Below are 25,196 nucleotides of genomic sequence, written 5' to 3' on the forward strand. Positions count from 1 at the left end.
GCCCCCCAACCCGGGGTGTTGTTGGTCGATACCCCTGGGGTTCCCCCCACCCACGCCGTCGTTCAGCGATGTTAGAACGGGGGCTGCGCCCCCGCCCCGCCGAGCGAAGCTCGTCGGGGCCCCACCCCTGCTCGCCGGGTCCCGTGCGCCGCCGCGAGCGGCTTCGCCGCTTCCGCTGCGTCGCCCCGGCGGGCTCGCTTTGCTCGCCTGTTCGCGAATCATGATCGGCCGTTCAGAGCTCCTCGATCTTCTCGATGCCGCCCTCGAGGATGCGCGCGGCCTCGCGGATGTTGGGGTGGTTCCGGGCGGCTTCACGGACGCTCGCGCTGCGCGCCTGGCGCTCGGCGGCCTCGGCCGCGGCGATCGACGCGGGGGGCGGCGCCGGGGCGCGCGCGTCCGGCGCGGCCTGCGGCGCGTCGGCGGGCACCGCGCCGACCGAGATCGCGAGCCGCGCGGGGCCGCCGAGGAAGCGCGCCAGCACCTCCTCCACCTCGGCGCGGCGACGCTCGACGCTCTTCGCGAGGAAGTCCGTCGGCATGACGATGGCGACCTCGCCGTCGCGGATGCCGCGGAGCGCCGCCTGCTTCAGCATCGGCGCGGCGACCGGGCTCACCTTCTCCACCTCGTCCACCGCCGCGCGCCAGCGCTCCGCGTCGGAGCCGTAGGCGGCCGAGGCTGCGGCCGGGCTCGCGGGGGCGGTCGCCGCCGGGGTGGGGGCCTCGGCGGGCGCCGTGACCGGGCCCGGCAAGGGCCGCCAGGCGGCGGGCTCGGACCCGGCGGCGCAGCCCGGCGTGCCGAAGCTCGCGAGCTCCCGCGGAGCGGCGCCGCCCGCACTTCCGGCCGCCGGCGGCGGCGGGAGCGGCGCGGGGCCGGCGCGCGGTGGCGGCGGCGCGCCGCGGGCGAGGGCCTCGAGCCGCGCCACGAGCTCCGACACCTGCGCGCCCGGGGCGAGGAACACGCCCGCGAGGAGGGCCACCTCGAGCGCGTAGCGCGGCTGCTCGGCGAGCTTCACGTCCACGACGGCGCGCTGGGCGAGATCGAACAGCCGCGTGAGCTGCGCCGCGTCCACGGCCGCGCCCTGGGCGCGGATCTCCGCGAGCTCGCCGTCCGGGAGGTCCATCGGCGCCGACGGGACGAGCTTCGCGACCACCACGTTCCGCAGGTGCCGCACGATCTCCTCGGCGACGCGCTTCATCTCGAGGCCGCGCGCGTGGAGCGCCTCGAGCTCGACGAGCATCGCGCCGCCGTCGCGCCGGACGAGCGCGCCGCAGATCCGAGAGACGGCCGCCGCGTCGACGGCGCCGAGCGCCTCGGCGACGGCTGCCTCGTCCGGCGTGTCGCCCGCCGCGGCGCGGACCTGGTCGAGCAGCGAGAGCGCGTCGCGCATCCCGCCCTCGGCCTGCCGCGCAACGAGCGCGAGCGCCGCGGGCGAGAGGCGCATCCCCTCCGCCTCGGCGACCTTCGCGAGCTGGTCGGCGATCTGCTGGAGCGTGAGCCGGCGGAAGTCGAACCGCTGGCAGCGGGAGAGGATCGTCTCCGGGACCTTGTGGACGTCGGTCGTGGCGAGCACGAACTTCACGTGCTCCGGCGGCTCCTCGAGCGTCTTCAGGAGCGCGTTGAACGCGCCCGTGGAGAGCATGTGGACCTCGTCCACCACGAAGACCTTGTAGCGGTCGCGCGCGGGCCGGTACTTCACCGCCTCGACGATGTCGCGGACGTTGTCGACGCCGTTGTTCGAGGCGGCGTCGATCTCCACCACGTCGACGGCGCGCCCCTCGGCGATCTCGACGCACGGCGTGCAGACGCCGCACGGATCGGCGGTCGGGCCCTTCTCGCAGTTGAGCGCCTTCGCGACCAGGCGGGCGGTCGTCGTCTTGCCCACGCCGCGCGGACCGGTGAACAGGAAGGCGTGCGCGAGCTGGCCGGTCTTGAGCGCGTTGGAGAGCGTCCGGACCACGTGCTGCTGGCCGGACATCTCCCCGAACTGCTGCGGGCGGTACTTGCGGGCGAGGACGAGGTAGTTCATTCGACCGCCGATCGAAACAAACGAGCCGGCCCACAATCCCCGGGCGCACGGAGGACCACCTACCGTTGCTCCCTTCCGGGCCTGGCGGGGTTTGGCAACCCCCACGTCGCCCGAGGATTCTGGGCCGGCTCAGCCGGCCTTGCCGCCGGTGCGGCCCCTTCATCTAACGAGAAGGGAGCTGCAGCGCTGGCGGAGAGGGTGGGATTTGAACCCACGGTACCGTTCCCGGTACACACGATTTCCAGTCGTGCACCTTCAGCCGCTCGGTCACCTCTCCGGATCTACTGGGGGATACTCGGTTCCCCCTTTGGCTTCGCCAGGGGGAACCTGCGCTCCCCCAGACCCCCTGCTCGCTCCGGTGCAGCCTCAGCCGGCTGCACCTGCGCTCGCTCAGGGGCTTCAATCTTCGCGTTACTCCGCGAGGAGGGAACCTGGAGTCCGTTCCTCGCTTGAACGACTCGCCTGCCGACGTCCGCCGTTCCCGGTGCGTGCTTCGACCGGTAACTGCATAGCCTGCGGGCAAAAGTGCGGAGAGCGAGGGATTCGAACCCCCGGTACCGTTGCCGGTACACCTGATTTCGAGTCAGGCGCCTTCGACCAGCTCGGCCAGCTCTCCGCCGGCGGATGTAACCGATCTCCGGCCGCGTGCCAAGCGGCAACCTACGTGGTCTGCCCGTTTCCGTTCGAGCGCCTGGCGCGGAAGAAGGTACGCAGGAGTTCGCCGGCCTCCTCGGCCATGAGGCCACGCTCCACCGGGAAGCGGTGGTTCAGGCGCGGATCGGCCGAGAGGTCCATCAAGGACCCGACGGCGCCGGCCTTGGGATCGCTCGCCCCGTAGACGAGCCGCTCGATGCGGCCGAGGACCATGGCACCCGCGCACATCGCGCAGGGCTCGAGGGTCACGTAGAGCGTGACGCCGGTCAGGCGCCAGCGCCCGAGGGTGCGGGCCGCCTCCTGGATGGCGAGGAGCTCCGCGTGCGCGGTCGGGTCGTGGGCCGCCTCGCGCGCGTTCGCGCCCCGGCCGACGATCCGCCCGTCGAGCACCGCGACCGCGCCGACCGGCACCTCGCCGCGCTCCGCCGCAGCGCGGGCGAGCGCGAGCGCCTCCTGCATGGCTTCCTCGGGCGTCACCCGCGGGAGGGTAACCCGGAGCGGCCGCGGGCGCGCGAACTACGGCGTGACCGGCGCGGCGCAGACGTGTCCGGCGCCGCAGAGCGCAGGCGCGGTGCAGTCGGCGTCCACCGCGCAGTGGCCCGCCGCGGTCGCGCACGTGTTCGTCGCCAGGTCGCAGCGCTGCCAGGTGATGTCGCAGTCCGCGTCGGCCCCGCACATGCCGGCGTCCGGCACGCACGCGTTCAGCGTCGGCGAGCCCGACGCCAGATCGCAGTGCTGCCACGTCGCGCAGTCCGCGTCGCCCCCGCACATGCCGGCGTCCGGCAGGCACAGGTTCAGCGTCGCCGACCCCGAGGCGAGGTCGCAGTGCTGCCACGTCGGGCAGTCCAGGTCGGAGCCGCAGGCGCCGAACCGGATCCCGCAGGTGTTCGTCGCGAGGTCGCAGGCCTGCCACAGCTTGCAGTCGAGGTCCTGCCCGCAGCGCCCCGGATCCGGGATGCACCGGTTCACGCCCGCGGGGCACCGCTGCCACGACGCGCAGTCCCCCTCGCCGCTGCAGCGCCCGGGGAGCGGCACGCACGCGTGCTCGGTGCAGCTGTTCCAGGAGCCACAGTCGGCGTTGCCCAGGCAGGCGCCGGCCGCGAGGGCGCACCGGCCGCTCGAGCAGGAGGCCCACGCCGCGCAGTCGCGCTCCACCCTGCAGAGGGCCCCCACGTCGCCGGCGTTCAGGTCCGCGACGCAGAGGTCGCCGGAGCAGTGCTGGCCGGCGAGGCAGTCGGGGTCGCGGCTGCAGCGGCCTCCCGGCTCGAGCTGGCAGGCGGCGAGGAGCAGGAGGGGGACGAGCGCGAGGAGTCGGCGGTTCATAGGGGCGATCTTCCTCGCTAGAACCGGCCCGACACGCCGACGCTGGCGCCGCCGTGCTCGGGGGAGAGCGTGGGCGCGAAGGTCCACATCGCGGTGCCGGTCGCCGCCGCGACGCCCCCCGCGACGAGCAGCACCTTCGTGGCGGCTCCGAGCCGATCGACGCGGTCGTATGCCGCCTGGTCGGACCAGCCGAGGGCCGCGCTGCGGTACTTCTCGTCGAGCACGTCCGCCTCTCGCTTGCCGAAGTAGGCGGTCACGGCGCTGGCCGCGACGAGCACCGCGGCAGTGCCGACGAGGCCCTTGCCCGCGGGCCGCATCCACGCGCCCGGCGGCGGGCCGGCCTCGGGCTTGAGCGCGAGCTGCGCGGTGGCCGCCGCCGAGGCCTTCATGGGCTTGGCGCGCGCCGGGGTCGGGCCGGCGGCGATGGCAGGCGCGCCGGAGAGGACGAGCGCCTCGAGGTCCAGGAGCGCCTTGGCGACCGGCTCGGCGTTGGAGACGAACGCGTCCACGCCGACACGGACCGGGCCGAAGGCCCTCCCCGTCCCGTCCACCGCCTGGAGCGAGAAGACGAGCACGCCGCCGGACTCGCGCGCGCTGCCGGTCACCACGACGCCCTCGCCCGCGAGACGGCCGAGACACTCGGGCGCGGGGCGGAGGCCGCAGATGCGGCCGACCGTGAGCTTCTTGGCCGCGACGAACGCGCGGGTCCGCCCGGGGAGGCGCAGGAAGGCGGACTCGACGAGCGCGCGCGCGTCGGCGGAGCCGTCGACGGGGTAAAGCTGCACGGGGACGCTCTGCGCCGCCGCGGGGACGCCGCAGACGAGCGCCAGCGCCGCCACGGCGGCGCGCACGCGCACCCGGTCTCGCTCCCGCATCGTGACCCCTCCCGTCCGCGAGCCGCACGGACGCGGGGACTGTACCAAACGGGCAGGCGGGCGAGCGACTTGCCGGCCGCTGGGACGGCGCGCCGCACCGCCCTTCTCCGCCGATGTGCGCGGGAGTGGTCCCCGGCGCCGGGCCGGCGTCAGCCGACGACCGGCAGCGCCCCCGGCTTCAGCTCGGGGTGGTCCGCGCAGGCGAGGCCGCAGGCGCGGCAGGTCTCCACCGCGCACTTGGGCGTGAGCCTCGAGCCCACGCCGCGGCGGAGCTCGCGGGCGAGGAAGGTCTTCGTGAGCCCCTGGTCGAGGAAGTCCCACGGCAGCCGCTCGTCCACGCCCGCCTCGCGGAGCACGAAGAAGTCGGGATCGTGCGGCCAGCGGCGGAGGGCCTTGCGCAGGTCGCCGCCCTCCTCGCGGTGGGCGAGCTCGAGGAGGTCCGCGCAGCGCCGGTCGCCGCGCGACATGAGCGTCTGGACGTAGGCCTCGCGCGGGCTGAAGAACTCGACGTCGATCCCCTTCGGCCGGAGCGTCTTCTCGAGCAGGCGCCGCTTCTCCTCCAGGCAGCCGCGCTCGTGCATGGGGAGCCACTGGAACGGCGTCCACGGCTTCGGCACGAACGGGTTCACCGAGAGCGAGATGCGCCCCATGCGCCCGCGCTTGCGGGCCCAGGGGAGCATCACCTCCTCGCGGATCCGGACCGCGATGCGCGCCATGCCGAGGACGTCGTCGTCCGTCTCGGTCGGCAGGCCGCACATGAAGTACATCTTCACGTGCTGCATGCCCTGCCCGAGGGCGTGCTCGGCGGCCTGCACGATCTGGTCGTCGGTGAAGTCCTTGTTGATGACGCGCCGCATCCGCTCGGTGCCCGCCTCGGGCGCGATCGTGATCGACCGCTCGCCGCCCGCCGCCATCCGCCCGGACAGCTCCGGCGTGATCGCGTCCACGCGGAGGGACGAGGGGCTGAAGGTCCCGCCGAGCTCGCCGATGTAGCAGGTGAGCGGGTCGAGCCCGGTGTAGTCGGACGTGTCGGGGCCGACGAGGCCGAGCCGGAGCCCGCGCTCGACGCCCTTGCGCGCCTCGGCGCGCAAGGTCTCGAAGTCCACCTCGCGGTAGGGGCGCTGGACGAACCCCGCCGCGCAGAAGCGGCAGCCCCACAGGCAGCCGCGCGCGACCTCGGTGAGGAACAGGTCGCCGAACTGCGCGTCGGGCGAGTCCACGACGCGCGAGGTGGGCTTGCCGCGCAGGTCCGGGACGTAGGCGCGCAGGACGCGCTCGGGGGCGCCGCCGCTCGGGGCGAAGCGCGTCACCCACGCACCCTGCGGAGCGCGGGTGTCGGAGTACGCCACGTCGTAGAGCGCCGGGACGTACGACCCGGCGAGCGCGGCGAGGCGCCGGAGCAGCGCGTCGCGCGGCAGACCGGCGGCGACCGCCTCGCGGGCGAGCGCGAGGAACGGCGGGACGAGCTCCTCGCCCTCACCGACGAGGAAGGCGTCGAAGAACGGCGCGACCGGCTCGGGGTTGATCTGGACGGCGATGCCCCCCGCGACCACCAGCGGGAACCCCTCCCCGCGGTCCTCGCTCCGCAGCGGCAGGCCGGATCGGTCGAGGATCTCGAGGACGTGGCCGTAGTCCTCCTCGAACGAGAGCGAGAAGGCCACGACGTCGAAGTCGCGGAGCGGCCGCCCGGACTCGACCGTGCGCGGCTCCTCCCCCGCCGCGTCCGGCAGGAACGCGCGCTCGCAGAGGGTCCGCGGATCGTCGTTCAGGAGGCGGTAGACGGCGTGGAGCCCGAGGTTCGCCATCCCGAGCCGGTAGGCGTTCGGGTAGACGAGGGCCACGCCGAGCTTCCCGCCCGGCTCCTTGCGGATCGCTCCCCGCTCCATCGGCGCGTGCACGTGTTCCAAGGCCGTCCTCTGTAAGGAGAGCACGGACGGGCCGCACCCTCAAACGGCCCAGGATCCCCCGCGAGCGGGCGAGCGCCGCCCCGGCGTGGGTCCGCGGCGCGGGCGCGAGGCGGGCGCCTTCGCGCGAGCTCGGCGGCTCTAGGGCACGGTCTTTCACGCTGCGTCATGGCGCGCAGGTGCCCCGGCGCCCGCTTGCCGGGCCGGGCGGCGCGGGGTACAGAGATCCGGTCCTCACCTCCCGCGGGAGCTCCGATGCGCGCTCGACCGATCCCCCTCCTCGCCGCGCTCGCGGCCGCCGCCGCGATCTCCGCCTGCGCCGCCCGCTCCCAGAGCCGCCCCGGCGCGGCCGCAGCCGGGGCGCCCGCCACGTCCACGGCGCCCGCCAACGCCGACGATCCGAAGGCCGTCCTGCCCGGCGTCGATCTGGAGGGGCTCTCGCCCGAGCAGCAGCGGGCGGTGGCCGAGTTCGCGCTCGACGAGTTCTGCTACTGCGGCTGCCCGCACACCGTGTCGAGCTGCCTCCACGAGCACGAGAGCTGCGCCCACGCGCCGCGGATGGCGAGCCAGGCCGTCCGGCTCGCGCGCGGCGGCGCCACCAAGGCGGACATCCTCCGCCAGGTGACCGCCTACTACGCGGCGTTCGACCGGCGCGCGAAGCTCACCGTCGCGGACTTCGGCCCGGCGCTCGGGGAGTCCGCCGCGCCCATCGCCCTGGTCGAGTTCTCCGACTTCACCTGCCCCTACTGCCGCGCGGTCCGCCCGCAGCTCGAGGCGTTCGTCGAGCGGCACGCCGGCCGCGTGAAGCTCTTCTACAAGCCGTACCCCATCGAGAGCCACCCCTACGCCGCCGAGGCGGCGCAGGCGGGCGAGTGGGCCCGCGAGAAGGGCCTGTTCTGGCCGATGCACGACCGGATCTTCGGGGCGGAGCACGCCCTCGACGTCGACGGCCTCGCCGATCAGGCCAGCGCGCTCGGCGGCGACGCGGAAGACCTGCGCGCGGCCATCGCCGACGGCCGCTACCGCGCGCGGATCGAGGCGTCGCAGGCGGAGGCGCGCGACGCCGGCCTGAGGGGCACGCCCACGGTCTTCATGAACGGCCGCCTCCTCACGGATCTGTCCGAGGAAGGGCTCGAGCAGTCCCTCCGCGACGAGGAGGAGTGGTTGCAGCACCGCGGCTGGGCGCACGACTAGCGGACCCGCTCATGCCCCTCGTCTTCGACCTCGACGCGCACGGCCGGCTCGTCGCGCACTCCGACGACACCCGCCGCGCCCTCGCCGACCGCGCCGGCCGGTTCCTGCTCCTGCCCGCGGCGCCGGATCTCCTGGTCGCGCGCCGCACGCCCGCCGCGGGCGGCCCCGCCGCGCAGCCGCGCTGCATCCTCGCGGGCGACCTCTCCGGCTTCCCAATCGGCGACTTCGTCGCCTTCATCCACCAGTCGCGCCTCTCGGGCGTCCTCACCGTCGCCTCGAGCGGCGCGGAGCGCTCGGTCGCGTTCAAGGACGGGGAGGTGCGCGGGGCGCAGTCGACCGCGCCGGGCGAGCGGATCGGCGAGGTCGCGGTGCGGCTCGGCTACGCCACCGAGGCCCAGATCGCGAAGGCGGCCGCGGGCGGCCGTCCGCTCGGGAAGGCGCTCGTCGAGCTCGGGTTCGTGTCCGCGAGCGATCTGTGGAAGTGCTTCCACGAGCAGGTGACCGAGGTCTTCCACGCGATCCTGCTCACGCCGTCCGGCACCTTCTTCCTCGTCGACGAGGACGACCCGGAGCGTCCGGGCGCCGCGCTGTCCGTGAACACGCAGTCGCTCCTCATGGACGGCATCCGGCGCATCGACGAGCTGAGCCTCTTCCGCGCGCGCATCCCGGGGCCCCACGCGTTCCTCCGGCGCCGCGAGCCGCGCCGGCCCATCACGCTGAAGCCGCTCGAGCAGACGCTCCTCGGGCTCGTGGACGGGCGGCGCACGGTCGGGGAGATCGCGACCGCCGCGCACGCGAGCGAGTTCGACGCGACGAAGATCCTCTACCACCTCGCCGAGGCCGGCTACGTGGAGACGGTCGCCGAGCCCGCGGCGAACGTCGACCCCGCGGCGCGCTTGGAGGCGCTCGCGGAGGGGATGAACGACCTCCTCCGCGCGACGGTGGCGGCGGTGCCCGCCTCGGGCCGCGCCGCGCTGCTCGAGTCGGTGCGGGGCTACCTCACCGACACCGCCGGCCCGTTCGCGCCGCTCTGGGCTCGCCTCGGGCCCGCCGCCGACGGCGCGCTCGAGGGCGAGGCCCTGCTCGGCAACCTGGGCGCGCTCCCCGCCGGCGTCGTCGCCGGGCTCGCGCCGGGCGGCGAGCGGACCACCCTCCTCCTCCACGCCCTCCGCGAGCTGCTCTTCTTCTACCTGTACCTCGCGGGCGAGCGGATCGACCGGGCCACCGACGACGCGCTCGGCGAGACCGTGAAGCGCAAGCTCTGGCAGCTCGAGGAGCTCGCGTGACCGAGACGCCGCTCGTCACCGCGGAGCTGCCCGGCTCGGGCGGCGCGCTCCGCCGGGCGCCCGAGGACTTCCGCGTCGACGAGGTCCCCGCCTACCTCCCGTCCGGCGCCGGCCCGCACCTCTACGTGCGCGTCGAGAAGCGCGGCCGCACCACCCGCGACGCACTCCGCGCGCTCGCGCGCGCGCTCGGCGTGCCGGAGCGGGACGCCGGCTACGCGGGGCTCAAGGACAAGGACGCGGTCACGACGCAGTGGCTGTCGTTCCCGGTGGCGCGCGACCCCGACCCGCGCGCGCTCGAGTCGGACGGGCTCCGCGTGCTCGAGGTGTCCCGCCACGCGAACAAGCTCCGGGCCGGGCACGTCCGCGCGAACCGCTTCCAGCTCGCGGTCCGCGGCGGCGACCTCGCGCGCGCGCAGGGAGCCGCGGCCGCGCTCGCGGCGCGGGGGCTCGCGAACTTCTTCGGGCCGCAGCGGTTCGGGACGGAGGGCCGGAACGCGGCGGTGGGCCGCGCCCTCCTCCTCGGCGACGGCTCGCCCGAGGCGCGCCGCGCCGCGCGCGATCGCTTCATGCGCCGGCTCTCGATCTCGGCCTACCAGGCCCTGCTCTTCAACCGCTGGCTCGCGGAGCGGATGGCGGACGGCCTGTTCGCGACCGCCATGGCGGGAGACGTCCTGAAGAAGCTCGACACCGGCGGGCTCTTCAACTGCGCCGACCCCGCGGTGGACGGCCCACGCGTCGAGCGCTTCGAGATCTCTCCCGCGGGGCCGATGTTCGGCCACAAGCTGCGGGCCGCCGAGGGCGAGGCGCTCCGGCGCGAGGAGCGGCTCCTCGCCGCGGAGGGCATCACGCTCCAGGACTTCGCGCGCGGCGGCGGCGAGGCGGAGGGGACGCGCCGGGCGGCGCGGCTGCGGGTCGACGTCTCCCTCGCGCCGCTCGACGACGGCTACCTCGCGACGTTCGAGCTGCCGAAGGGCTCCTACGCGACGGTGGTCATGCGCGAGCTCATGAAGGCGGAGGCCGAGCTGCCCGAGGCGGACGAGGACTGACGGCCGTCGCCGCCCGGGCCGTTCCCTGCCGCGCGGCGCGCGCCGGCGGCCTGCGGCGGGCGCTGCCGCCCGCGTGAGGCCCCGGCGCGCTACTCCAGCGCGACGATCCGGAACTCCGTGCGCCGGTTGCGCGCGCGGCCGGTCACGGTCTTGTTCGAGGCGATCGGCTTCGTCGGACCGTACCCGACCGCCTCGATGCGCTCGGGCGAGATGCCCTTCGAGATGAGGTAGTCGAGCACCGCCTCGGCGCGGCGCTGGCTGAGCCGCATGTTCGCGGCCTCGGTGCCGACCGCGTCGGTGTGGCCCTCGATCGAGATGCGCATCTTCGAGAAGTCGCGGAGCACCTGGACGACCTGGTTCAGGAGCGGAAACGAGTCGGGCAGCACGCGGAACTTCGCGGTCGCGAAGTGCACCTGCTGCTTGATGTCGATCTTCTCGCGCCGCACCTCGACGAGCGTGTACTTCTTCGGGCAGCCGTCGGGCGGCGGCCCGAACTGCGCGGGGCACTTGTCGAGCCGGTCCGCCAGCCCGTCGCCGTCCGCGTCCGCGTCGGGACAGCCGCCGTTCTCCTTCGTGCCGGCCTTCTGCGGGCACTTGTCCTCGGCGTCGGCGATCCCGTCGGAGTCGGAGTCGGGACAGCCGGCGAGCACCTTCAGGCCCGCGACGTCGGGGCACGCGTCGGCGGGGTCCGTGACGCCGTCGCCGTCGCGGTCCTTCACCGGGCAGCCGCGCGCCTCGATGGGGCCCGGCTCGAGGGGGCACGCGTCCGCCTTGTCGACGATGCCGTCGCCGTCGTTGTCGGCGTCGGGGCAGCCGTCCTCGTCCTGGAACCCGTCGCGATCCTCGGGATCGAGCGGGCAGCGGTCGATGTCGTCGGGCACCCCGTCGGAGTCCGAGTCCTTCGCCACGGGGCAGCCCTGCGACGCCTTCGGGCCGGGTTGCGCCGGGCACGCGTCGTCCGCGTCGAGCACGCCGTCTCCGTCCGCGTCGGGGCAGCCGCCCGTCTCCGGACGCCCGGGGAGCTCGGGGCAGCGGTCGTCGACGTCCGGCACGCCGTCCTTGTCCGTGTCGGTCTTCTCGATCCGGACCGCCGGCTTCTCGTCGCGCTTCGCGATCGTGACCTGCGTCGGGCCGCAGCCGCGGGAGAGCTCGAGCGCGCGCTTCACGCTCGCCTCGGAGGCGTCGAGGTGCTCGCGCGCGCGTGCGCCGTGGCCGGTCGCGGTCTCCCGCTCCGCGAACTCCACGTTCGCCTCGGCGAGCGCCAGGTCCCGCGGCGCGCACTGCAGCGCCCCGGAGGCGCGGGCCTTCGCGATGTCGGCGCGGGCGACCTCGGCGTCCGCGCGCAGCTTGCCGCCCGCCGCGCACCCGGTCGCGAGCGCCAGAACGAGCCCCGCCGCCACCCGGCGGCTCACAGCGACTCCTCCGACCGGTTGGTCGCCGCGGACGCCTTCTCGCGCGCCGCGCGCGCGAGGTCGCGCGCCCGCTCCGCGTAGTCCGCGGACACCTCGTACTGGGCGCGCCCGGCCGCCTCCCGCGCCTTGTGCAGGTAGGTCTCGGCCCCCGTGTACTCGTAGGTCGCAGTCTTCGGGGCGCCCGCGGCGCGGGCAGCCTCGACGGCGACGTCGGCGTCGATGAGGGAAGCGGTCGACTGCACCGGACCGCAGGCGCAGAGGCCTGCGAACGCCAGGACGGCGGGGAGGAGCCGCACGGGTGGAACCCCTTTCGCGAAGGCCGAGCGACGCTACCCGCGGGGGGCAGGCGAGTCAAGGAAGGGTCCCCCGGACCGCCGGCCTCCGGGCGCACGGGCGAGCCCGGCCGGGAGGCGCGGCCCTAACTTGCCGGCGAGGGAGGAGAACATGGGAATTCTGGCGTGGATCGTTTTCGGCTTCATCATCGGCCTGCTCGCGCGCGCGGTGGTCCCGGGCAAGCAGGGGATGGGCCTCGTGATGACGACGCTGCTCGGCATCGCGGGCTCGCTCATCGGCGGCATCGTCGCGTCGGCGCTCACGGGCGGCAACAGCACCGGGTTCCACCCGAGCGGCTTCATCGGAAGCCTCATCGGCGCGGTGGTGCTGCTCCTCATCGCCGGGTTCGCGACGCGCCCGCGCCGGCGCGTGGCGTAGCGGCGCTCGTGCGCGGCGCGTCCCCGAGGCGAGGGGGGCGCGCCGCGGAACGTTCACTTCGGGTCGGGTGAGCTGCAGTCGAGCACTGCGGGGAGCATGCAGTACCACGGGGTCCCGGCGAGCGACACCGAGCCCCCGAAGGCTTTGAAGTCCGTCGCTTGCGCGGGGAAGACCTGGCCCGAGCCCCACGCGATCCTGCTCGCGTCGGCGGGCGCGTCGATGACGACGAGTCCGCGGTACGAGACGATCGACCCCGAGGAGCTCGGATCGTAGCAGCCGAAGACCGTGGTGTCGGTGCTGGTCGTCCCGCAGGCCGTGGCGCCGAGCGGCCAGGGGCCGCTCGACGAGAGCATCACGAGCACCTGGTCGCCGCGGTTCGCGTAGACCCGGTTCCGCTCGAAGCGGAAGTCGCCAGCGGCCGGCGGCGGGGCGCCGATGAGCACGATCCCACCGCACTTTCGAGTGGTGCCCGTCGAGTTGACATAGGTCGGCGGACCCCAGACCGTGGCCGACGCGCCGATGCCGTTGCCGAAGATCGTCGAGTCGACGATGAACAGGCGCGTCGTGTTCATCGCCGCGATCCCGGTGTCGTCGTTGCGCAGCACCTTCACCGCGTTGAGCTCGAGGGCGGCGTCGTTGGTGGACGACCCGGCCTCGATGCCCATCCCCGCGTTCTCCTCGATGGTCACGCCGTCGAGCTTCAGGACGCCCTGCGTCAGGTGAGCGCCCCGGCCGCTCTGCCGGAGCGCCCCGCGGAGGAAGGTGGTCGTGACGGCAGGATTCGCCGCCTCGACGTGCAGCGCATCCGTCGCCATCCCCGCGATCACCACGTCGGCGGCGGTCACGCCGCACGTGTCCTTCACGCTCAGCCCACGCGCGAGCTTCTTCTGGTCGTCGGTCGCGGACGTCCCCCGCAGCGCGACCGATTGCAGATTCACCGGCGCGCTCGAGCCGTCGCACGCGAGCTCGAGGGCATCGACATCGCGCGTCGCGTCGCCCACGACGTTCTCGATCGCGAAGCCGGCGAGCGTCGCACCCGCGTGCATCCGCACCGCCGCAGTGGCCGCCGCGTCGTCGAGCAGGATCGCGTACTCCGCGCCCGAGCCGGAGGAGTCCGAGGTGAGGGTCACGCCGGCGGGGAGGTCGAGCGGCAGCACTTCGCCGGTGGCGCTGCCGAATGCGACGTGCTCGCCCGAGGCGCCGCCCTTGGCGATCACCGTGCCGCCGGCCGGGGCGGCGACGCCGATGGCCTCCGTCAGCGAGCGGAAGCGGCACTGAGCGGGCGTGTCTGCCCCCGTCGGTGCCGGGCCGCCTCCGTCGACGGAGCCCGGCGCGGCCACGACATACTGCGCCCCCGCGTTCGCCGGACACTCGCAGCTCGGGGCGCCGCTCTTCTCCCCGCACACGAGGCCCTCGGCGCACGTGGTCCGCGTCACCCACGCGCCGCACACGGGATCCCCCGTGGCGTCGCACTGCTGGATCTTGCCGGGTTCGCCCGGCGCCGTCGCCGCGGGCTGGAGGGGCTTGCAGCGGACCGCGTCCGGCGTGCAGAGCGCGCAGGAAGACGCGGCGGCGCGCTTGCTGCACCTCTGGTCGAGCCCGCAGCCCTGGCCTCCGGGACAGTCCTCGGTGGCCTGGCCGAGGCCGCGGCACGGCGCGCCCTCCACGTCGACCTGGCAGGCCGCGAGCGCGAGGAGGACGAGCGGGAGGAGGCGGCGCATCAGAACTTCTTCTCCACGAAGAACAGGGTGACGCTGGCCGCGGCGGCGCTGCCCGCCACGACGAACATCGTGTTGGCGCGGTGCGCGCGCGAGGTGGCGTCCGAGACGTGACCGGTCGCGACGGCCCCGTTCGCCTGGCTCATGCCGTCGATGGCGGACTCCGCCTGCCGCGCGGACCAGCCGAAGTAGCCGCCCGTCGCGGCGGCGGCCACCGCCGTGCCCGCCGCGATCCACGTGTAGATCCGCCGCTTCTCCCGCGGCTGCGCAGCTGCGGCGCTGGCACCCACGCCGAGGGACGGCCTGCGCGCGGCGGTCCGGGCGGCCTCGGGCCGCGCCGCCAGATCCGGCGCCGGGGTCGTCTTGGCGAGGGGCGGAGCGGGCTCGGCGGGCGAGACGGTCTTCGCCGCGGCGGGCGGCGGCGGCTGGGCGGGGCGGAGCTGCACGTCCACCACCTGGGCCGCGCCGGCGCTCATCGCGATCTCCTGCTCGAGCCGCTCGTGCCCGGCGAGCGCGAGCGCCACGTCGTAGCTGCCCGGCGGCAGCACGAGGTGGAAGGGGGTCACGCCGCGGACGCGGCCGTCGATGCGAACCTCGGCGCCGGGCGGGTCGGAGTACACGATGAGCGGCTGCGCCCCCGTCGCGGCGAGCCGCTCCTCGAGCTTCTTCACCGCGGCGCGCACCACGGCGCGGTCGTTCGCGTCGGGCGCCTCGCGCAGGTAGTCGTTGTAGCTGCGGATCGCGGCCGGCCACTCGCCGAGCCGCTCGCGGCACTGCGCGACGTTGTAGTGGATCGCCCCGGCGGGCTTCAGCCGGTACGCCTCCTCGAACTCCGCGATGGCCTCGCGATACTGCCGGGCGCGGTACAGCTCGGCGCCCTTGCGGAACCGAGCCTTCGCGTCGGCGACCTCGTCCGCGCGGCCGGCGGCCGGCGGGGCGAGCACCGCGAGCAGGAGCAGGATGGCGAGGAGGCGGCGGATCATTGGAAGGGGTCCGGCTTCAGGTCCTTGCCCTCGGCGGCGTAGGGATCCTTCACGTCACCCGGTGCCGGGCGAGCGCGCGCGCGGAGGCGGACGGGGACCGGCGCGGCGCCGCGCTCGGGCAGGAGCTCCGCCGCGGGGGTCACGGCGAGCGATCCTTGAACGCGCGCGCGGTCAGCGGAGTCCAGGGGAGCCGAGACGGTCGAGGGCGATGGCGGGGTAGAGGTCGCGGTCGCGGTCGGGGTCGGGGTCGAGGTCGCGATCGCGGTCGGGATCCCTCGCCTCCCCTCCCCCATCAGCCACCACCCTCCCGCCAGCGCGACGCCGAGCACCGCCACCACGCCTACCGCCGCGAGGGTCCTCGTCCGGCGGAGTCGTGGGGCGGGCGAGCGGACCTCCGCCCCGGTGAGGGCAAGGGTCCCGCCTCGCGAGCGGCTCGCGCCGCGAGGTCGGCCTGGGGGGCGGAGCGGGCCGTCGGACCGCGCGGTCCCGATCGCGTGCCGGAGGCTGCTCGCAGTCGCGAGCGCCCCGCGCAGCCGCGCGATCTCCGCGGCGAAGGCGGCCATCGTCGGGTGCCGGTCCTCCGGCCGCTTCGCGAGCGCGCGCAGGACGAGGGCATCGACCTCGGGCGGCACGGCCGAGTTGCGCCGGCTCGGCGGATCCGCGAGCTGGGTCTGCGCGGCGACGAGCGTCGCGATCTCGGTGGGCGCCTCGATGGGCAGCGCGCCGGTGAGCATCTCGAAGGCGAGCACGCCGACGGCGTACACGTCGGCGCGGTGATCCACCGCCCCGCCCGTCGCCTGCTCCGGCGCCATGTACTCCGGCGTGCCGATGATCGCGCCGGCACGCGTCAGCCGCTCGCAGCCGGGCGCCGCCGGCACGTGGGAGATGCCGAAGTCGAGCACCTTGACCTGCTCGTCGCTCGTGCCCGCGCGACGCACCACGAACACGTTCTCGGGCTTCACGTCGCGGTGGACCACCCCGCGGGCGTGCGCCGCGCCGAGCGCGCGGCAGACCTGCTCGAGGAGGGCGAGCGCGCGCTCGACGGGGAGCGGCCCTTCCTCGCGGAGGATCGCGCCGAGGCTCCGGCCGTCGAGCGCCTCCATCACGTAGTAGAGCGCGCCCTCGTCCTCGCCGCCGAAGTCGACGACATCGACCACGTTCTCCTGGCCGATGCGGCTCGCGGCGATCGCCTCGTTGCGGAAGCGTTCGGCGAGCTCCGGATCGCCGCCGAGATCCGCCCGCAGGACCTTCAGGGCGAACCGGCGCTGCAGCACCGTGTGCTCGCACAGGTAGACCGTCCCCATGCCCCCTTCGCCGAGGCGGGATAGCACGCGATATCGATTTCCGAGGACGCGCCCGAGCATCCGTTCCGGCGCCGCTCCGGACGGGTCGCGCTCCCGGGGTCCCTCTGGTGGGCGCGAGGCGGCCATGACGCGTTCACGGGTAGGGTATCATGGAAGCGGCGGGCCGGAAGTTCGGCGCCGGGGGAGCGGCCTTGTCCGAGATCGTCGTGATGAACGGGGTCTGCGCGGGGACCGTCTTCGTGCTCCCCGACATCCCGACCGTCCTCGGCCGCTCGCCCGAGTCGCACCTCCAGATCGGCGACCCCTGGATCTCGAGCATGCACGCCATGTTCGAGCGCCGCGGCGAGGAGGTCTGGGTGATCGACCTCGAGAGCCGCAACGGCACCTTCGTCGGCGAGGAGCGCGTCGGCGAGGCGCGGCTCGACGACGGCGCGGTGGTCCGCTTCGGGCGCACCGAGATCCGCTTCACGGCGCGGGCCGGCCGGGGGGCGCCGGCGCGCACTCCGCGCGAGGAGCGCATCCGTCCCGACGCGCAGCGCGACACCATCCGCTCGGAGGGGACGATCTCGGCTCGGGTGCTGGCGGCGCGCGAGCCCGTGGCCCACGAGCCCGCAGTCGACCCGCACACGCTCGCCGTGCGGCCGGTCGTCGTGCTCCGGATGTCGCTCCACGCCGTGCGCATCGCCTCCTCGCCCGACGTCGCGGGCCGGGTCCGCGCGGCCGTCGACGCCGCCGCGAGGGCGGCGCTGAACGAGGGCGCGATGGTCGGGAGGCTCGCGTCGGTCGGGGTGCTCGCGCTCTTCGGCGTGACCTCACCGCGGGCCGACGACGCCGCCCGCGCCGTGCAGGCGGCGCGCACCGCCCGCGGCGCGGTGCGCCGGCTCGGCGGCATCGACCTCCGCGCCGCCGTGGACGCGGGACCGCTGCTCGCCGGCAACGCCATGGGGCCGACCGGCGCGGACATCGCGGCGCTCGGCGCGGCGGCGGACCGCTGCGAGCGGCTCGCCGCCCTGGCGCTACCCGGCGAGATCCTGCTCGGCCCGGGCGCGGCGGGAGCCGCCGGCGAGGGCGTGACGCAGCGCGAGCTCGACGGCGCCGCCGTCGAGGTCGTGCGGGACGATTGAACGGGGGCTGCGCCCCCGCCCCGAAGACGGCTGAGCGACTGCCGTTCTTGCATTGTGTGCCGTTTCGGCAGTAGAAGGTCCTCTCCATGCCAGAGCTCACTCGTCCCGGCGCCGGGAGCGCCTGTCTCGTCGTGGCGCCCGTGGGTGCGCCGGGGCTCGTGGACGTCCTCGCGCACGCCGGCTTCACGGTGGTCGCGGCGACGTCCGAGCGCGACGCGCTCGACGCGCTCGAGCAGACGCCGTTCGCGGCGGTGTACGTCTCCCAGTCCCTCGGCCTCCCGGCCCTCGCGCGCGTGGTCGCCGCCGGCGGGCAGCGGCTCGGCGAGGCGCCGATCATCGTGCTCGGCAGCTCCGGGACGGTCCAGGAGGCGGTCGACGCCATGCAGCTCGGGGCCACGGACTACGTCGCCCCGCCGTTCGACCCCGACGCCGTGCTCCGGCGCCTCGGCCGCGCGCTCGAGCGCTCCGTGCCGCCGCGCCGCGAGCCGTTCCCCGCCGGGCTCCTCGGCGTCGTGGGCACCTCTGCGGCGATGCGGCGGCTGCACGACTCCATCGACAAAATCTCGCGCTACAAGAGCAACGTCCTCCTCCTCGGCGAGAGCGGCACTGGCAAGGAGATCATCGCGCGGGCGCTCCACGAGCGCGGCCCGCGCCGCCAGCACCTCTTCGTCCCCGTGAACTGCGCCACGCTCGGGCGCGACATCCTCGAGAACGAGCTCTTCGGGCACGAGCGAGGGGCGTTCACCGGCGCGAACGAGCGCAAGAAGGGGCTGTTCGAGCTCGCCGACGGCGGCACCTTCTTCCTCGACGAGATCGCCGAGATGGATCTCTCGACGCAGGCGAAGCTCCTGCGCGTCCTGGAGCGCAGCGAGTTCCGGCGCGTCGGCGGCACCGCCAAGGTGAAGGTGGATCTCTCCATCATCGCGGCGACGAACCGCGATCTCGAGGAGGCGATCGCCGCCGGCCGGTTCCGCGAGGACCTCTACTACCGCCTCAAGGTCGTGACGCTCGTGGTCCCGCCCCTGCGCGATCGGCGCGAGGACATCCCCCCGCTCGTGGACGCGTTCATCGCGGACTTCAACCGCCGCACGGGCGGGCGCATCGCGGGGGTCGACCCCGAGGCCCTCGAGTGGCTCGTCGGCTGCGACTGGCCGGGCAACGTCCGCGAGCTCCGGAACGCGGTCGAGGGCGCGTGCGTGCTCGCGCCCGGCGAGGTGGTGAAGCTCGCCGACCTGGCGGAGCGCGTCGAGCGCCGCGAGCGCCGCCCCGCGGCCCGCGCGCCCGCGCCCGCGCGCGCCGCCCCCGAGCCGGCCGCGGCCGTGCCGGGAGCCTCGACGGACGGGGCAGCGCCGGGTGGCGCGCCGCTCCCCATCGGCGGCACCATCGTGATCCCCATCGGCTGCACGCTCGCCGAGGCCGAGCGCCGCATCGTCCTCGCGAACCTCCGCCATTTCCGGACCCGCGCCCGCGCCGCGCGGGCGCTCGGCGTCGGCCTGCGCACGCTCTACACGAAGCTCGCCGCGTGGTCGAAAGACGGGGAGGATGCCGAAACGGCATGATCCCTGGGCGGCCGCCCCGGAGATCCGCCCGGAACCGGGCGGATCTCGCGGAGATCGGGGCTGGCGCGCTTCCTGCTCTCGTCGGGGGCGTGTCCTCGAGAGCGCCGCCCTCCGTCCTCGTGCTCGCCCGTCCCGGGCCGGAGAGCGACGACCTGTTCGCCGACCTCTCGCAGCGGGAGGACGTCTGCCTGCTGCGCGTCGCGACCGCGGCAGCGGCGAACGTGGCCATCGGGGAGCTCGCGGTCGCGCTCGTCATCGCGTGCCCGCAGATTCCGCCCCACGCGATCGACTCGGTCCTCGCCCAGCTCGACGCGCTCCGCCCGGGGACGCCGGTGCTCGCCATCCGCACGCGCCAGGCGCAGGAGCCGGCCGCGTGGGGCGAGCGGGGCGTGGCGGTGCTGCGCCTGCCGCTCCTCGCCGGCGTCCTGTCGCGGGCGGTGGACGTCGTCCTCGGCATGACGGGCAAGCTCTAGGAAGGAACGGCAAGAGAAGATGCAGCTCACGACGCGCGACGCTTCCCGCCTCCTCGGCGTCTCGGACTCGACGCTCCACCGCTGGCTCAAGAGCGGCGAGCTCCCCTCCACCCGCGTGAACGACCAGTACCGGCTGAACCGGATCGACCTCCTGGAGTTCGCCGCCGCGCGGAACCTGGCCATCTCCGCCGAGCTGCTCGCGGAGCTCGAGACGGAGGCGCCGGAGCTGCCGAGCCTCGCCGACGCGCTCCGGGCCGGCGGGGTCCACCGCGGCCTCTCCGGCACGGACAAGCCGGCCATCCTGCGGGAGGTCGTCGAGCGGCTGCCGCTCCCGCGCCCCGCCGATCGGGAGCTGCTCCACCGCGTCCTCCTGGCCCGCGAGGCGCTCGGCTCGACCGGCCTCGGCAACGGCATCGCGATCCCGCACGCCCGGAACCCCATCGTCCTCCGCATCGCGCGGCCGGAGGTGGCGATCTGCTACCTCGACACGCCCGTCGAGTTCGGGGCCATCGACGGCAAGCCCGTGCACACGCTCGTGACCCTCGTGACCCCGTCCACCCGCGTGCACCTGCACCTGCTCGCCGTCGTCGCCGCCGCGCTGCACGACCCCGCGGTGCTCGCGAGGCTCGAGGCGCGCGCCGGCGCCGAGGAGCTGCTCCCCGAGATCTCCCGGGTCGAGGCGGCCATCGCCGCGCAGCGCGCCGGGAGCGCCCGGTGAGCCTCTTCCTCGCCGCGCTCGTCGTCCTCGTGGCGGGTGGCGCCGCCGCGCTCGCCGCCTCCGCTCGCCCCACCGCCGCGCTCGCCATCGGCAGCGCGAGCGCCGCCGCGGGCTCCGCGATGGGGCTCCTCGCCGCCTTCCCCGCGCTCCGCGCGCCTCCGTCCGCCTGGGAGCTCGCCTGGGCGGTGCCGAACGGCGCGATCGCGCTCGGGCTCGATCCGCTCTCCGCGGTCTTCGCCGTCGCGGTGTTCGCGCTCGGCCTCGCCGCGGCCGTGTTCGGGGCGGGCTACATGCGCGCCCACCTCGCGCGGCGCTCGCTCGGCGCGTTCCTGTTCTTCTTCAACGTCCTCCTCGCCTCGATGGCGGTGCTCGTGGCCGCCCGCCAGGCGCTCCTGTTCATCGTCGCGTGGGAGACGATGACCGTCTCGTCGTTCCTGCTCGTCGGCCTCGAGCACGAGGCGGGGGCGGTGCGGATGGCGACGCGGACGTACCTCGTCGCGTCCCACCTCGGGGCCGCGTTCCTCTTCGGGCTGTTCCTCACGCTCGGTCACGCCGCCGGGTCGCTGAGGTTCGAGGCGTTCGAGGCCCTGCGCGCCGGCTCCGCGGTCCCGGCGACGCTGCTGTTCGTCTTCGCCCTCGTGGGCTTCGGCACCAAGGCCGGCCTCGTCCCGCTCCACGTGTGGCTGCCGGAGGCCCACCCGGCGGCGCCGAGCCACGTCTCCGCGCTCATGTCGGGCGTCCTCGTGAAGATGGGCGTCTACGGCATCCTGCGGGTGCTCACCTTCCTGCCTCCGGCGCCCGTCTCCCACGGCCTCGCGCTCGCCGCGGTCGGGCTGCTCGGCGCGGTCGCCGCGCTGCTCCTCGCCCTCGGGCAGCGCGACCTGAAGCGCATCCTGGCCTACTCCACGGTCGAGAACGTCGGGATCATCGCGTTGGGCCTCGGCGTGGGCCTCGTCGGCGCGGCGGGCCGGGCCCCCGCGGTCGCCGCGCTCGGGGTCGCCGGCGCGCTCCTCCACGTCTGGAACCACGCCCTGATGAAGGGGCTCGCCTTCATGGGCGCCGGCGCGGTGGTGCACGGCGCGGGCACCCGCGACGTGGAGCGGATGGGCGGCCTCCTCCGGCGCCTCCCGGTGAGCGCGGGGCTGCTCGTGTTCGCGGCCGTCGCGCTCGCGGCGCTCCCGCCGCTCAACGGCTTCGTCTCCGAGTGGCTGCTCTACCTGGGCCTCCTCGACGGCGGGCAGGGCTCTGCCGCCGGGACCGCCCTGCTCGCCTACCTGTCCCTCGCCGTGCTCGCGCTCGTCGGCGCGCTCGCTGCCATCGTGTTCACCCGGCTCGTCGGGGCGGCGCTGCTCGGCAGCCCGCGCAGCCCCGAGGCGGCGTCCGCCCACGAGGGCGGCCCGCTGCTCCTCGCGCCCCTCGCCGCCCTCGCCGCAGCGAACGCCGCCGTGGCGCTCTTCCCCGGCCAGGCGGTCGCGCTCCTCACCCCGGCGGCCGCGATCGTGCTCCGCGTCCCCGCGGCGGAGCTCGCGGCGAGGCTCGCCCCCGCGCTCTCCGCGCTCGCCGGGCCGCTCCGCGCGGGGCTCGCGCTCCTCCTCCTCTGTGGCGTCGCGCTCGCCCTCGCCTCGCGGCGGATGCTCGCCCGGCGCGACGTGCGCGCCGCCCAGACCTGGGGCTGCGGCTTCTCCGCCGAGAGCGCGCGCGTGCAGTACACAGCCGCCTCGCTCTCCGAGCTCGCGCTCGCGGCGATCGCGCCGCGCGCGCTCCGCCCCGTCGAGACCCCGGCGCGGCCGGAGGGCCTCTTCCCCCGCCGCGTCCGCTACGCCCAGGAGGCGGACGACCCCGCCCGCGCGCGCGTGTTCGAGCCGGCGTTCCGCGCGGTGGGCGAGTGGTTCGGGCGGCTGCGGCACTTCCAGCAGTCGCGGCTCAACCTGCAGCTCCTCTACACGGTCCTCACCGTCCTCGCCCTCTCGGCGCTCCTCCTCTTCCACCAGCGCGGCCCATGACGCTCGTCCCCGTCCTCGGCGCCATCGCCCTCCCCGCCGCGAGCGGGCTCGCCGCGGCCGCGCTGCGCGCGCGGCCGGCCGCGGGCCAGGCCCTCGCGTGCGCCGCGCTGTGCGCGGGGGCGGCCCTCGGCGTCGCGGCGGCGGGGACGGTGCTCCTCGGCGGGGAGCTCTCGGCGCCGGCGCTCGGGCTGCGCCTCGACGCGCTCTCGGCGATCTTCCTCTTGCCCATCTGCGCGGTCTCGGCGCTCGGGGCGGTGTACGGGCTCGGCTACTACCCGCAGGCCGAGCACGGCCCGCGCGCCGTGCGGCTGCAGCTCTTCTACGGGCTCGCCACGGGCGGGATGGTCCTCCTCGTCGTGGCGGGGCACGCCGTCGTGTTCCTCGTCGGCTGGGAGGTGATGGCGCTCTCCGGCTTCCTCCTCGTCCACACGGACCACGAGCGCGCGGAGGTGCAGCGCGCGGCGCTCGTGTACCTCGCGGCCACGCACGTCGGGACGCTCGCGCTCTTCGCGCTCTTCGCCCTCCTGCGGCAGGCGGCGGGGTCGTTCGACTTCGCGGCGATGCAGGGGCTGCCCGGTGCGGGCCGGCTCGCGGCGAGCGCCTTCGCGCTCGCGCTCCTCGGCTTCGGCGTGAAGGCCGGCCTCATGCCGCTCCACTTCTGGCTGCCGGGCGCGCACGCGGCGGCGCCGTCGCACGTCTCGGCGGTGATGTCCGGGGTGCTCATCAAGACCGGCATCTACGGGCTCCTGCGCGTGACGGGGCTCTTCGCCGCGCCGCCCGCGACGTGGGGGACGGCGCTCCTCCTGCTCGGCGGCGCCTCCGCCGTGCTGGGGGTCGCGTTCGCCCTCGCGCAGCACGATCTCAAGCGGCTCCTCGCGTACCACAGCGTCGAGAACATCGGGATCATCGCCCTCGGCACCGGGCTCGCGCTGCTCGGCCGGTCGCGCGGCGAGCCCGGCCTCGTGGTGCTCGGGCTCGGGGGCGCGACGCTCCACGTCGTGAACCACGCGCTGTTCAAGTCGCTCCTCTTCCTCGGCGCCGGCGCGGTCCAGCACGCGACGGGCACGCGCGAGCTCGACCTCCTCGGCGGGCTCGCGCGCCCGATGCGCGCGACCGCGGTGCTCTTCCTCGTCGGCGCGGCGGCGATCAGCGGGCTCCCGCCGCTCAACGGGTTCGTCTCGGAGTGGCTCGTCTACATGGGCTTCCTCTCCGCCCTGGAGCGCGGCGGGGGCGACCTCCTCGCCTTCGCGGCGCTGGGCGTGCCGGCGCTGGCGCTGGTCGGCGGGCTCGCCGCGGCGTGCTTCGTCAAGGTGGTGGGGGTGGTGTTCCTCGGCACCCCGCGCAGCGCGCACCCGCGCGCCGCGCACGAGGCGCCGCGGACGATGCTCGTGCCGATGGCGATCCTCGCCGCGGCCTGCGCCGCGATCGGCCTCGCCCCGGCCGCCGCGCTCCCGGCGCTGGTCCGCGCGGCGGCGGCCTGGTCGCGGCTCCCGCCCGAGCTCCTCGACGGCGCGGCGGCGCGCGCGGGCGCGGGCGCCTCGCGGGTGAGCGTCGCCGCGGCCGCGCTCCTCGTCGCGACGGCAGGCCTGGTCCTCCTCCGCCGTCGCCTCGGGGCGCCGCGCGCCCCCGACGTCGAGACCTGGGGCTGCGCCTTCTCTGGCCCGCTCCCGCGCGCGCAGTACACCGGCTCGTCCTTCGCCGAGCTGCTCGTCCGCCGCTTCTCGTGGGCGATCTTCCCGCGCGGCGCCGCGCCGCGCCTCGGCGGGGCGTTCCCGGCCCGCGCCGCGTTCCACACCGAGGTGCCGGACACGGTCCTCGATCTCGCGCTCGCCCCCGCCGCGCGCGGCTTCCGGTGGCTCGCCGCGCGGGCCCACCTCCTCTTCCTGCGCCGCATCCAGTTCCAGGTGCTGCTCGTCCTCGCGACGCTGCTCGCGATCCTCGCCTGGGGATTCGGCTGGTGAACACGCCCATGCTCCTCCTGCGCACCGTGCTGCACCTCGCCGCGCTCCTCGCGCTGCCCCCTCTCCTCCTCGGCGTCGTGAACCGCACGAAGTCGATCTTCGCGGGGCGCGTCGGACCTCCGCTGCTGCAGCCCTACCTCGATCTCGCGAAGCTCCTGCGCAAGGGCGCGGTCTACAGCCGGACCACGACCTGGGTGTTCCGCGCGGGCCCGATCGTCGGGCTCGCCGCCGTGGCGTCGGCCGGGCTCCTCCTCTCGATGGGCGGCGCGCCCGCGGCGCTCTCCTTCGCGGGGGACTTCGTCCTGTTCGCGTACCTGCTCGGCCTCGCGCGCTTCGCGACCGCCCTCGCGGCGCTCGACACCGGCTCCGCGTTCGAGGGGATGGGCGCCGCGCGCGAGGTCACGTTCGCGAGCCTCGCCGAGCCGGCCCTCTTCCTGTGCCTGCTCGTGCTGGCGCGCGCGACGGGCACCCTCTCGCTCTCCGGCATGCTCGGCCCGGCGCTCCCGGGGGCGTGGGGCTCCGCCGGCCCGGCGCTGCTCCTCGCCGCCATCGCGGTGTTCGTCATCGCCCTCGCCGAGAACTCGCGCATCCCGGTGGACGACCCGAACACGCACCTCGAGCTCACGATGATCCACGAGGTGATGGTGCTCGACCACGGCGGGCCCGACCTCGCCTTCATCCTGTACGGCGCGTCCCTGAAGCTCTTCCTCTTCGGGGCGATCCTCTCCCGCCTCGTCCTCGGCCGCGGCGACGGCGCGCTCGCCTCGGAGGCGCTGTTCTTCCTGGGCGTCCTCTGCTTCGCGGTGGGCGTCGGCGTCGTCGAGTCCGTGATGGCGCGGCTGCGCATCGTGCGCGTCCCGCAGCTCCTCGTGGGCGCGTCGGTCCTCTCCGTGTTCGCGCTCGTCCTCCTCCTCCGGTGACC

At 75.3% G+C, this 25,196-nt stretch carries 21 protein-coding genes, 2 tRNA genes and 1 other RNA gene; 11 read left to right on the forward strand and 13 right to left on the reverse strand.

Annotated features, from left to right (window positions below; all coding sequences use genetic code 11):
- Positions 1–232: 232 nt before the first annotated feature.
- The 8 genes from dnaX to MLV88_RS17230 form a co-directional block, all read right to left on the reverse strand.
- Positions 233–2,026 (reverse strand): DNA polymerase III subunit gamma/tau, encoded by a 1,794-nt coding sequence (gene dnaX, locus MLV88_RS17195; RefSeq protein ID WP_243338107.1) that lies wholly within the window; start codon positions 2,024–2,026, stop codon positions 233–235.
- Positions 2,027–2,054: 28 nt separating this feature from the next.
- Positions 2,055–2,148: signal recognition particle sRNA small type (gene ffs, locus MLV88_RS17200), an RNA gene on the reverse strand.
- A gap of 65 nt (positions 2,149–2,213) precedes the next feature.
- Positions 2,214–2,303, reverse strand: a tRNA-Ser gene (locus MLV88_RS17205).
- A 251-nt stretch (positions 2,304–2,554) separates the two neighbouring features.
- Positions 2,555–2,642, reverse strand: a tRNA-Ser gene (locus tag MLV88_RS17210).
- Positions 2,643–2,686: 44 nt separating this feature from the next.
- Positions 2,687–3,139, reverse strand: coding sequence for a tRNA adenosine(34) deaminase TadA (gene tadA / locus MLV88_RS17215; protein WP_242340563.1), 453 nt, complete (start codon positions 3,137–3,139; stop codon positions 2,687–2,689).
- 57 nt (positions 3,140–3,196) lie between these two features.
- Complete coding sequence (locus MLV88_RS17220; RefSeq protein ID WP_242340562.1) at positions 3,197–4,003, reverse strand: hypothetical protein; 807 nt, start codon at positions 4,001–4,003, stop codon at positions 3,197–3,199.
- A gap of 17 nt (positions 4,004–4,020) precedes the next feature.
- The gene (locus tag MLV88_RS17225) at positions 4,021–4,878 is read right to left on the reverse strand and encodes a hypothetical protein (protein ID WP_242340561.1); all 858 of its coding nucleotides are present in this window, start codon (positions 4,876–4,878) and stop codon (positions 4,021–4,023) included.
- 149 nt (positions 4,879–5,027) lie between these two features.
- Positions 5,028–6,776, reverse strand: coding sequence for a radical SAM protein (locus tag MLV88_RS17230; protein ID WP_242340565.1), 1,749 nt, complete (start codon positions 6,774–6,776; stop codon positions 5,028–5,030).
- 261 nt (positions 6,777–7,037) lie between these two features.
- Between MLV88_RS17230 and MLV88_RS17235 the strand changes: the two genes are divergently transcribed.
- From MLV88_RS17235 to truD, 3 genes are read left to right on the forward strand one after another with little or no spacing between them, the layout of a single operon-like run.
- Entirely contained in the window at positions 7,038–7,976 is a 939-nt protein-coding gene (locus MLV88_RS17235) for a DsbA family protein (protein WP_242340560.1), read from the forward strand.
- An 11-nt stretch (positions 7,977–7,987) separates the two neighbouring features.
- The gene (locus MLV88_RS17240) at positions 7,988–9,262 is read left to right on the forward strand and encodes a DUF4388 domain-containing protein (RefSeq protein WP_242361613.1); all 1,275 of its coding nucleotides are present in this window, start codon (positions 7,988–7,990) and stop codon (positions 9,260–9,262) included.
- Entirely contained in the window at positions 9,259–10,308 is a 1,050-nt protein-coding gene (gene truD / locus MLV88_RS17245) for a tRNA pseudouridine(13) synthase TruD (RefSeq protein WP_242340558.1), read from the forward strand. Before MLV88_RS17240 ends, truD begins: the two co-directional genes overlap by 4 nt.
- 89 nt (positions 10,309–10,397) lie before the next feature.
- Here truD and MLV88_RS17250 read toward each other — a convergent pair whose 3' ends face one another.
- Together MLV88_RS17250 and MLV88_RS17255 are read right to left on the reverse strand one after the other, a co-directional pair.
- Positions 10,398–11,720 (reverse strand): OmpA family protein, encoded by a 1,323-nt coding sequence (locus MLV88_RS17250; RefSeq protein WP_242340557.1) that lies wholly within the window; start codon positions 11,718–11,720, stop codon positions 10,398–10,400.
- Positions 11,717–12,016: a DUF4398 domain-containing protein gene (locus MLV88_RS17255; protein ID WP_242340556.1), complete on the reverse strand. Its 300-nt coding sequence runs from the start codon at positions 12,014–12,016 to the stop codon at positions 11,717–11,719. Before MLV88_RS17255 ends, MLV88_RS17250 begins: the two co-directional genes overlap by 4 nt.
- 148 nt (positions 12,017–12,164) lie before the next feature.
- Between MLV88_RS17255 and MLV88_RS17260 the strand changes: the two genes are divergently transcribed.
- Positions 12,165–12,431, forward strand: a complete 267-nt coding sequence (locus MLV88_RS17260; RefSeq protein ID WP_242340555.1) for a GlsB/YeaQ/YmgE family stress response membrane protein — start codon at positions 12,165–12,167, stop codon at positions 12,429–12,431.
- Positions 12,432–12,484: 53 nt separating this feature from the next.
- Here the strand turns inward: MLV88_RS17260 and MLV88_RS17265 are convergent, their stop codons facing one another.
- Genes MLV88_RS17265 through MLV88_RS17275 form a run of 3 tightly spaced genes read right to left on the reverse strand, consistent with a single transcriptional unit; the run spans position 12,485 to position 16,562 of the window.
- On the reverse strand, positions 12,485–14,152 hold the full coding sequence (locus MLV88_RS17265) for a right-handed parallel beta-helix repeat-containing protein (RefSeq protein WP_242361611.1): 1,668 nt from the start codon (positions 14,150–14,152) through the stop codon (positions 12,485–12,487).
- Positions 14,152–15,132 (reverse strand): PEGA domain-containing protein, encoded by a 981-nt coding sequence (locus MLV88_RS17270; protein WP_242361609.1) that lies wholly within the window; start codon positions 15,130–15,132, stop codon positions 14,152–14,154. The genes MLV88_RS17265 and MLV88_RS17270 overlap by 1 nt, the downstream gene beginning before the upstream one ends.
- Positions 15,129–16,562: a serine/threonine-protein kinase gene (locus tag MLV88_RS17275; RefSeq protein WP_277957332.1), complete on the reverse strand. Its 1,434-nt coding sequence runs from the start codon at positions 16,560–16,562 to the stop codon at positions 15,129–15,131. The genes MLV88_RS17270 and MLV88_RS17275 overlap by 4 nt, the downstream gene beginning before the upstream one ends.
- A gap of 23 nt (positions 16,563–16,585) precedes the next feature.
- On the opposite strand from MLV88_RS17275, the gene MLV88_RS17280 reads away from it, so the two are divergent.
- The 7 genes from MLV88_RS17280 (at position 16,586) to MLV88_RS17310 (ending at position 25,194) form a co-directional block, all read left to right on the forward strand.
- A complete protein-coding gene (locus tag MLV88_RS17280) occupies positions 16,586–17,560 on the forward strand; it encodes an FHA domain-containing protein (protein ID WP_242356258.1) in 975 nt (324 codons plus the stop codon).
- A gap of 86 nt (positions 17,561–17,646) precedes the next feature.
- Entirely contained in the window at positions 17,647–19,119 is a 1,473-nt protein-coding gene (locus MLV88_RS17285) for a sigma-54-dependent transcriptional regulator (RefSeq protein ID WP_242356260.1), read from the forward strand.
- A gap of 89 nt (positions 19,120–19,208) precedes the next feature.
- Positions 19,209–19,592 carry a hypothetical protein gene (locus tag MLV88_RS17290; protein WP_242341525.1) on the forward strand — a complete coding sequence of 128 codons (384 nt, stop codon included), beginning with the start codon at positions 19,209–19,211 and terminating at the stop codon, positions 19,590–19,592.
- Positions 19,593–19,611: 19 nt separating this feature from the next.
- A complete protein-coding gene (locus MLV88_RS17295) occupies positions 19,612–20,310 on the forward strand; it encodes a PTS sugar transporter subunit IIA (RefSeq protein WP_242341526.1) in 699 nt (232 codons plus the stop codon).
- Positions 20,307–22,313 carry a proton-conducting transporter transmembrane domain-containing protein gene (locus tag MLV88_RS17300; RefSeq protein ID WP_242341527.1) on the forward strand — a complete coding sequence of 669 codons (2,007 nt, stop codon included), beginning with the start codon at positions 20,307–20,309 and terminating at the stop codon, positions 22,311–22,313. Before MLV88_RS17295 ends, MLV88_RS17300 begins: the two co-directional genes overlap by 4 nt.
- A complete protein-coding gene (locus tag MLV88_RS17305; protein ID WP_243338112.1) occupies positions 22,310–24,274 on the forward strand; it encodes a proton-conducting transporter transmembrane domain-containing protein in 1,965 nt (654 codons plus the stop codon). Before MLV88_RS17300 ends, MLV88_RS17305 begins: the two co-directional genes overlap by 4 nt.
- Complete coding sequence (locus tag MLV88_RS17310) at positions 24,271–25,194, forward strand: respiratory chain complex I subunit 1 family protein (RefSeq protein WP_242341352.1); 924 nt, start codon at positions 24,271–24,273, stop codon at positions 25,192–25,194. The genes MLV88_RS17305 and MLV88_RS17310 overlap by 4 nt, the downstream gene beginning before the upstream one ends.
- Positions 25,195–25,196: the final 2 nt, after the last annotated feature.

It is taken from the genome of Anaeromyxobacter soli, assembly GCF_022808855.1.
Classification (GTDB): Bacteria; Myxococcota; Myxococcia; order Myxococcales; family Anaeromyxobacteraceae; genus Anaeromyxobacter; species Anaeromyxobacter soli.

Bases quoted from the DNA above. Each gene is read 5' to 3' on its own strand.
- MLV88_RS17220 (WP_242340562.1), bottom strand. From the start codon at position 4,003: ATGAACCGCCGACTCCTCGCGCTCGTCCCCCTCCTGCTCCTCGCCGCC.
- MLV88_RS17275 (WP_277957332.1), bottom strand. From the start codon at position 16,562: ATGGCCGCCTCGCGCCCACCAGAGGGACCCCGGGAGCGCGACCCGTCC.
- MLV88_RS17305 (WP_243338112.1), top strand. From the start codon at position 22,310: ATGACGCTCGTCCCCGTCCTCGGCGCCATCGCCCTCCCCGCCGCGAGC.
- MLV88_RS17295 (WP_242341526.1), top strand. From the start codon at position 19,612: ATGCAGCTCACGACGCGCGACGCTTCCCGCCTCCTCGGCGTCTCGGAC.
- MLV88_RS17280 (WP_242356258.1), top strand. From the start codon at position 16,586: ATGGAAGCGGCGGGCCGGAAGTTCGGCGCCGGGGGAGCGGCCTTGTCC.
- MLV88_RS17240 (WP_242361613.1), top strand. From the start codon at position 7,988: ATGCCCCTCGTCTTCGACCTCGACGCGCACGGCCGGCTCGTCGCGCAC.
- MLV88_RS17285 (WP_242356260.1), top strand. From the start codon at position 17,647: ATGCCAGAGCTCACTCGTCCCGGCGCCGGGAGCGCCTGTCTCGTCGTG.
- MLV88_RS17270 (WP_242361609.1), bottom strand. From the start codon at position 15,132: ATGATCCGCCGCCTCCTCGCCATCCTGCTCCTGCTCGCGGTGCTCGCC.
- MLV88_RS17235 (WP_242340560.1), top strand. From the start codon at position 7,038: ATGCGCGCTCGACCGATCCCCCTCCTCGCCGCGCTCGCGGCCGCCGCC.
- MLV88_RS17260 (WP_242340555.1), top strand. From the start codon at position 12,165: ATGGGAATTCTGGCGTGGATCGTTTTCGGCTTCATCATCGGCCTGCTC.
- tadA (WP_242340563.1), bottom strand. From the start codon at position 3,139: ATGCAGGAGGCGCTCGCGCTCGCCCGCGCTGCGGCGGAGCGCGGCGAG.
- MLV88_RS17225 (WP_242340561.1), bottom strand. From the start codon at position 4,878: ATGCGGGAGCGAGACCGGGTGCGCGTGCGCGCCGCCGTGGCGGCGCTG.
- MLV88_RS17265 (WP_242361611.1), bottom strand. From the start codon at position 14,152: ATGCGCCGCCTCCTCCCGCTCGTCCTCCTCGCGCTCGCGGCCTGCCAG.
- dnaX (WP_243338107.1), bottom strand. From the start codon at position 2,026: ATGAACTACCTCGTCCTCGCCCGCAAGTACCGCCCGCAGCAGTTCGGG.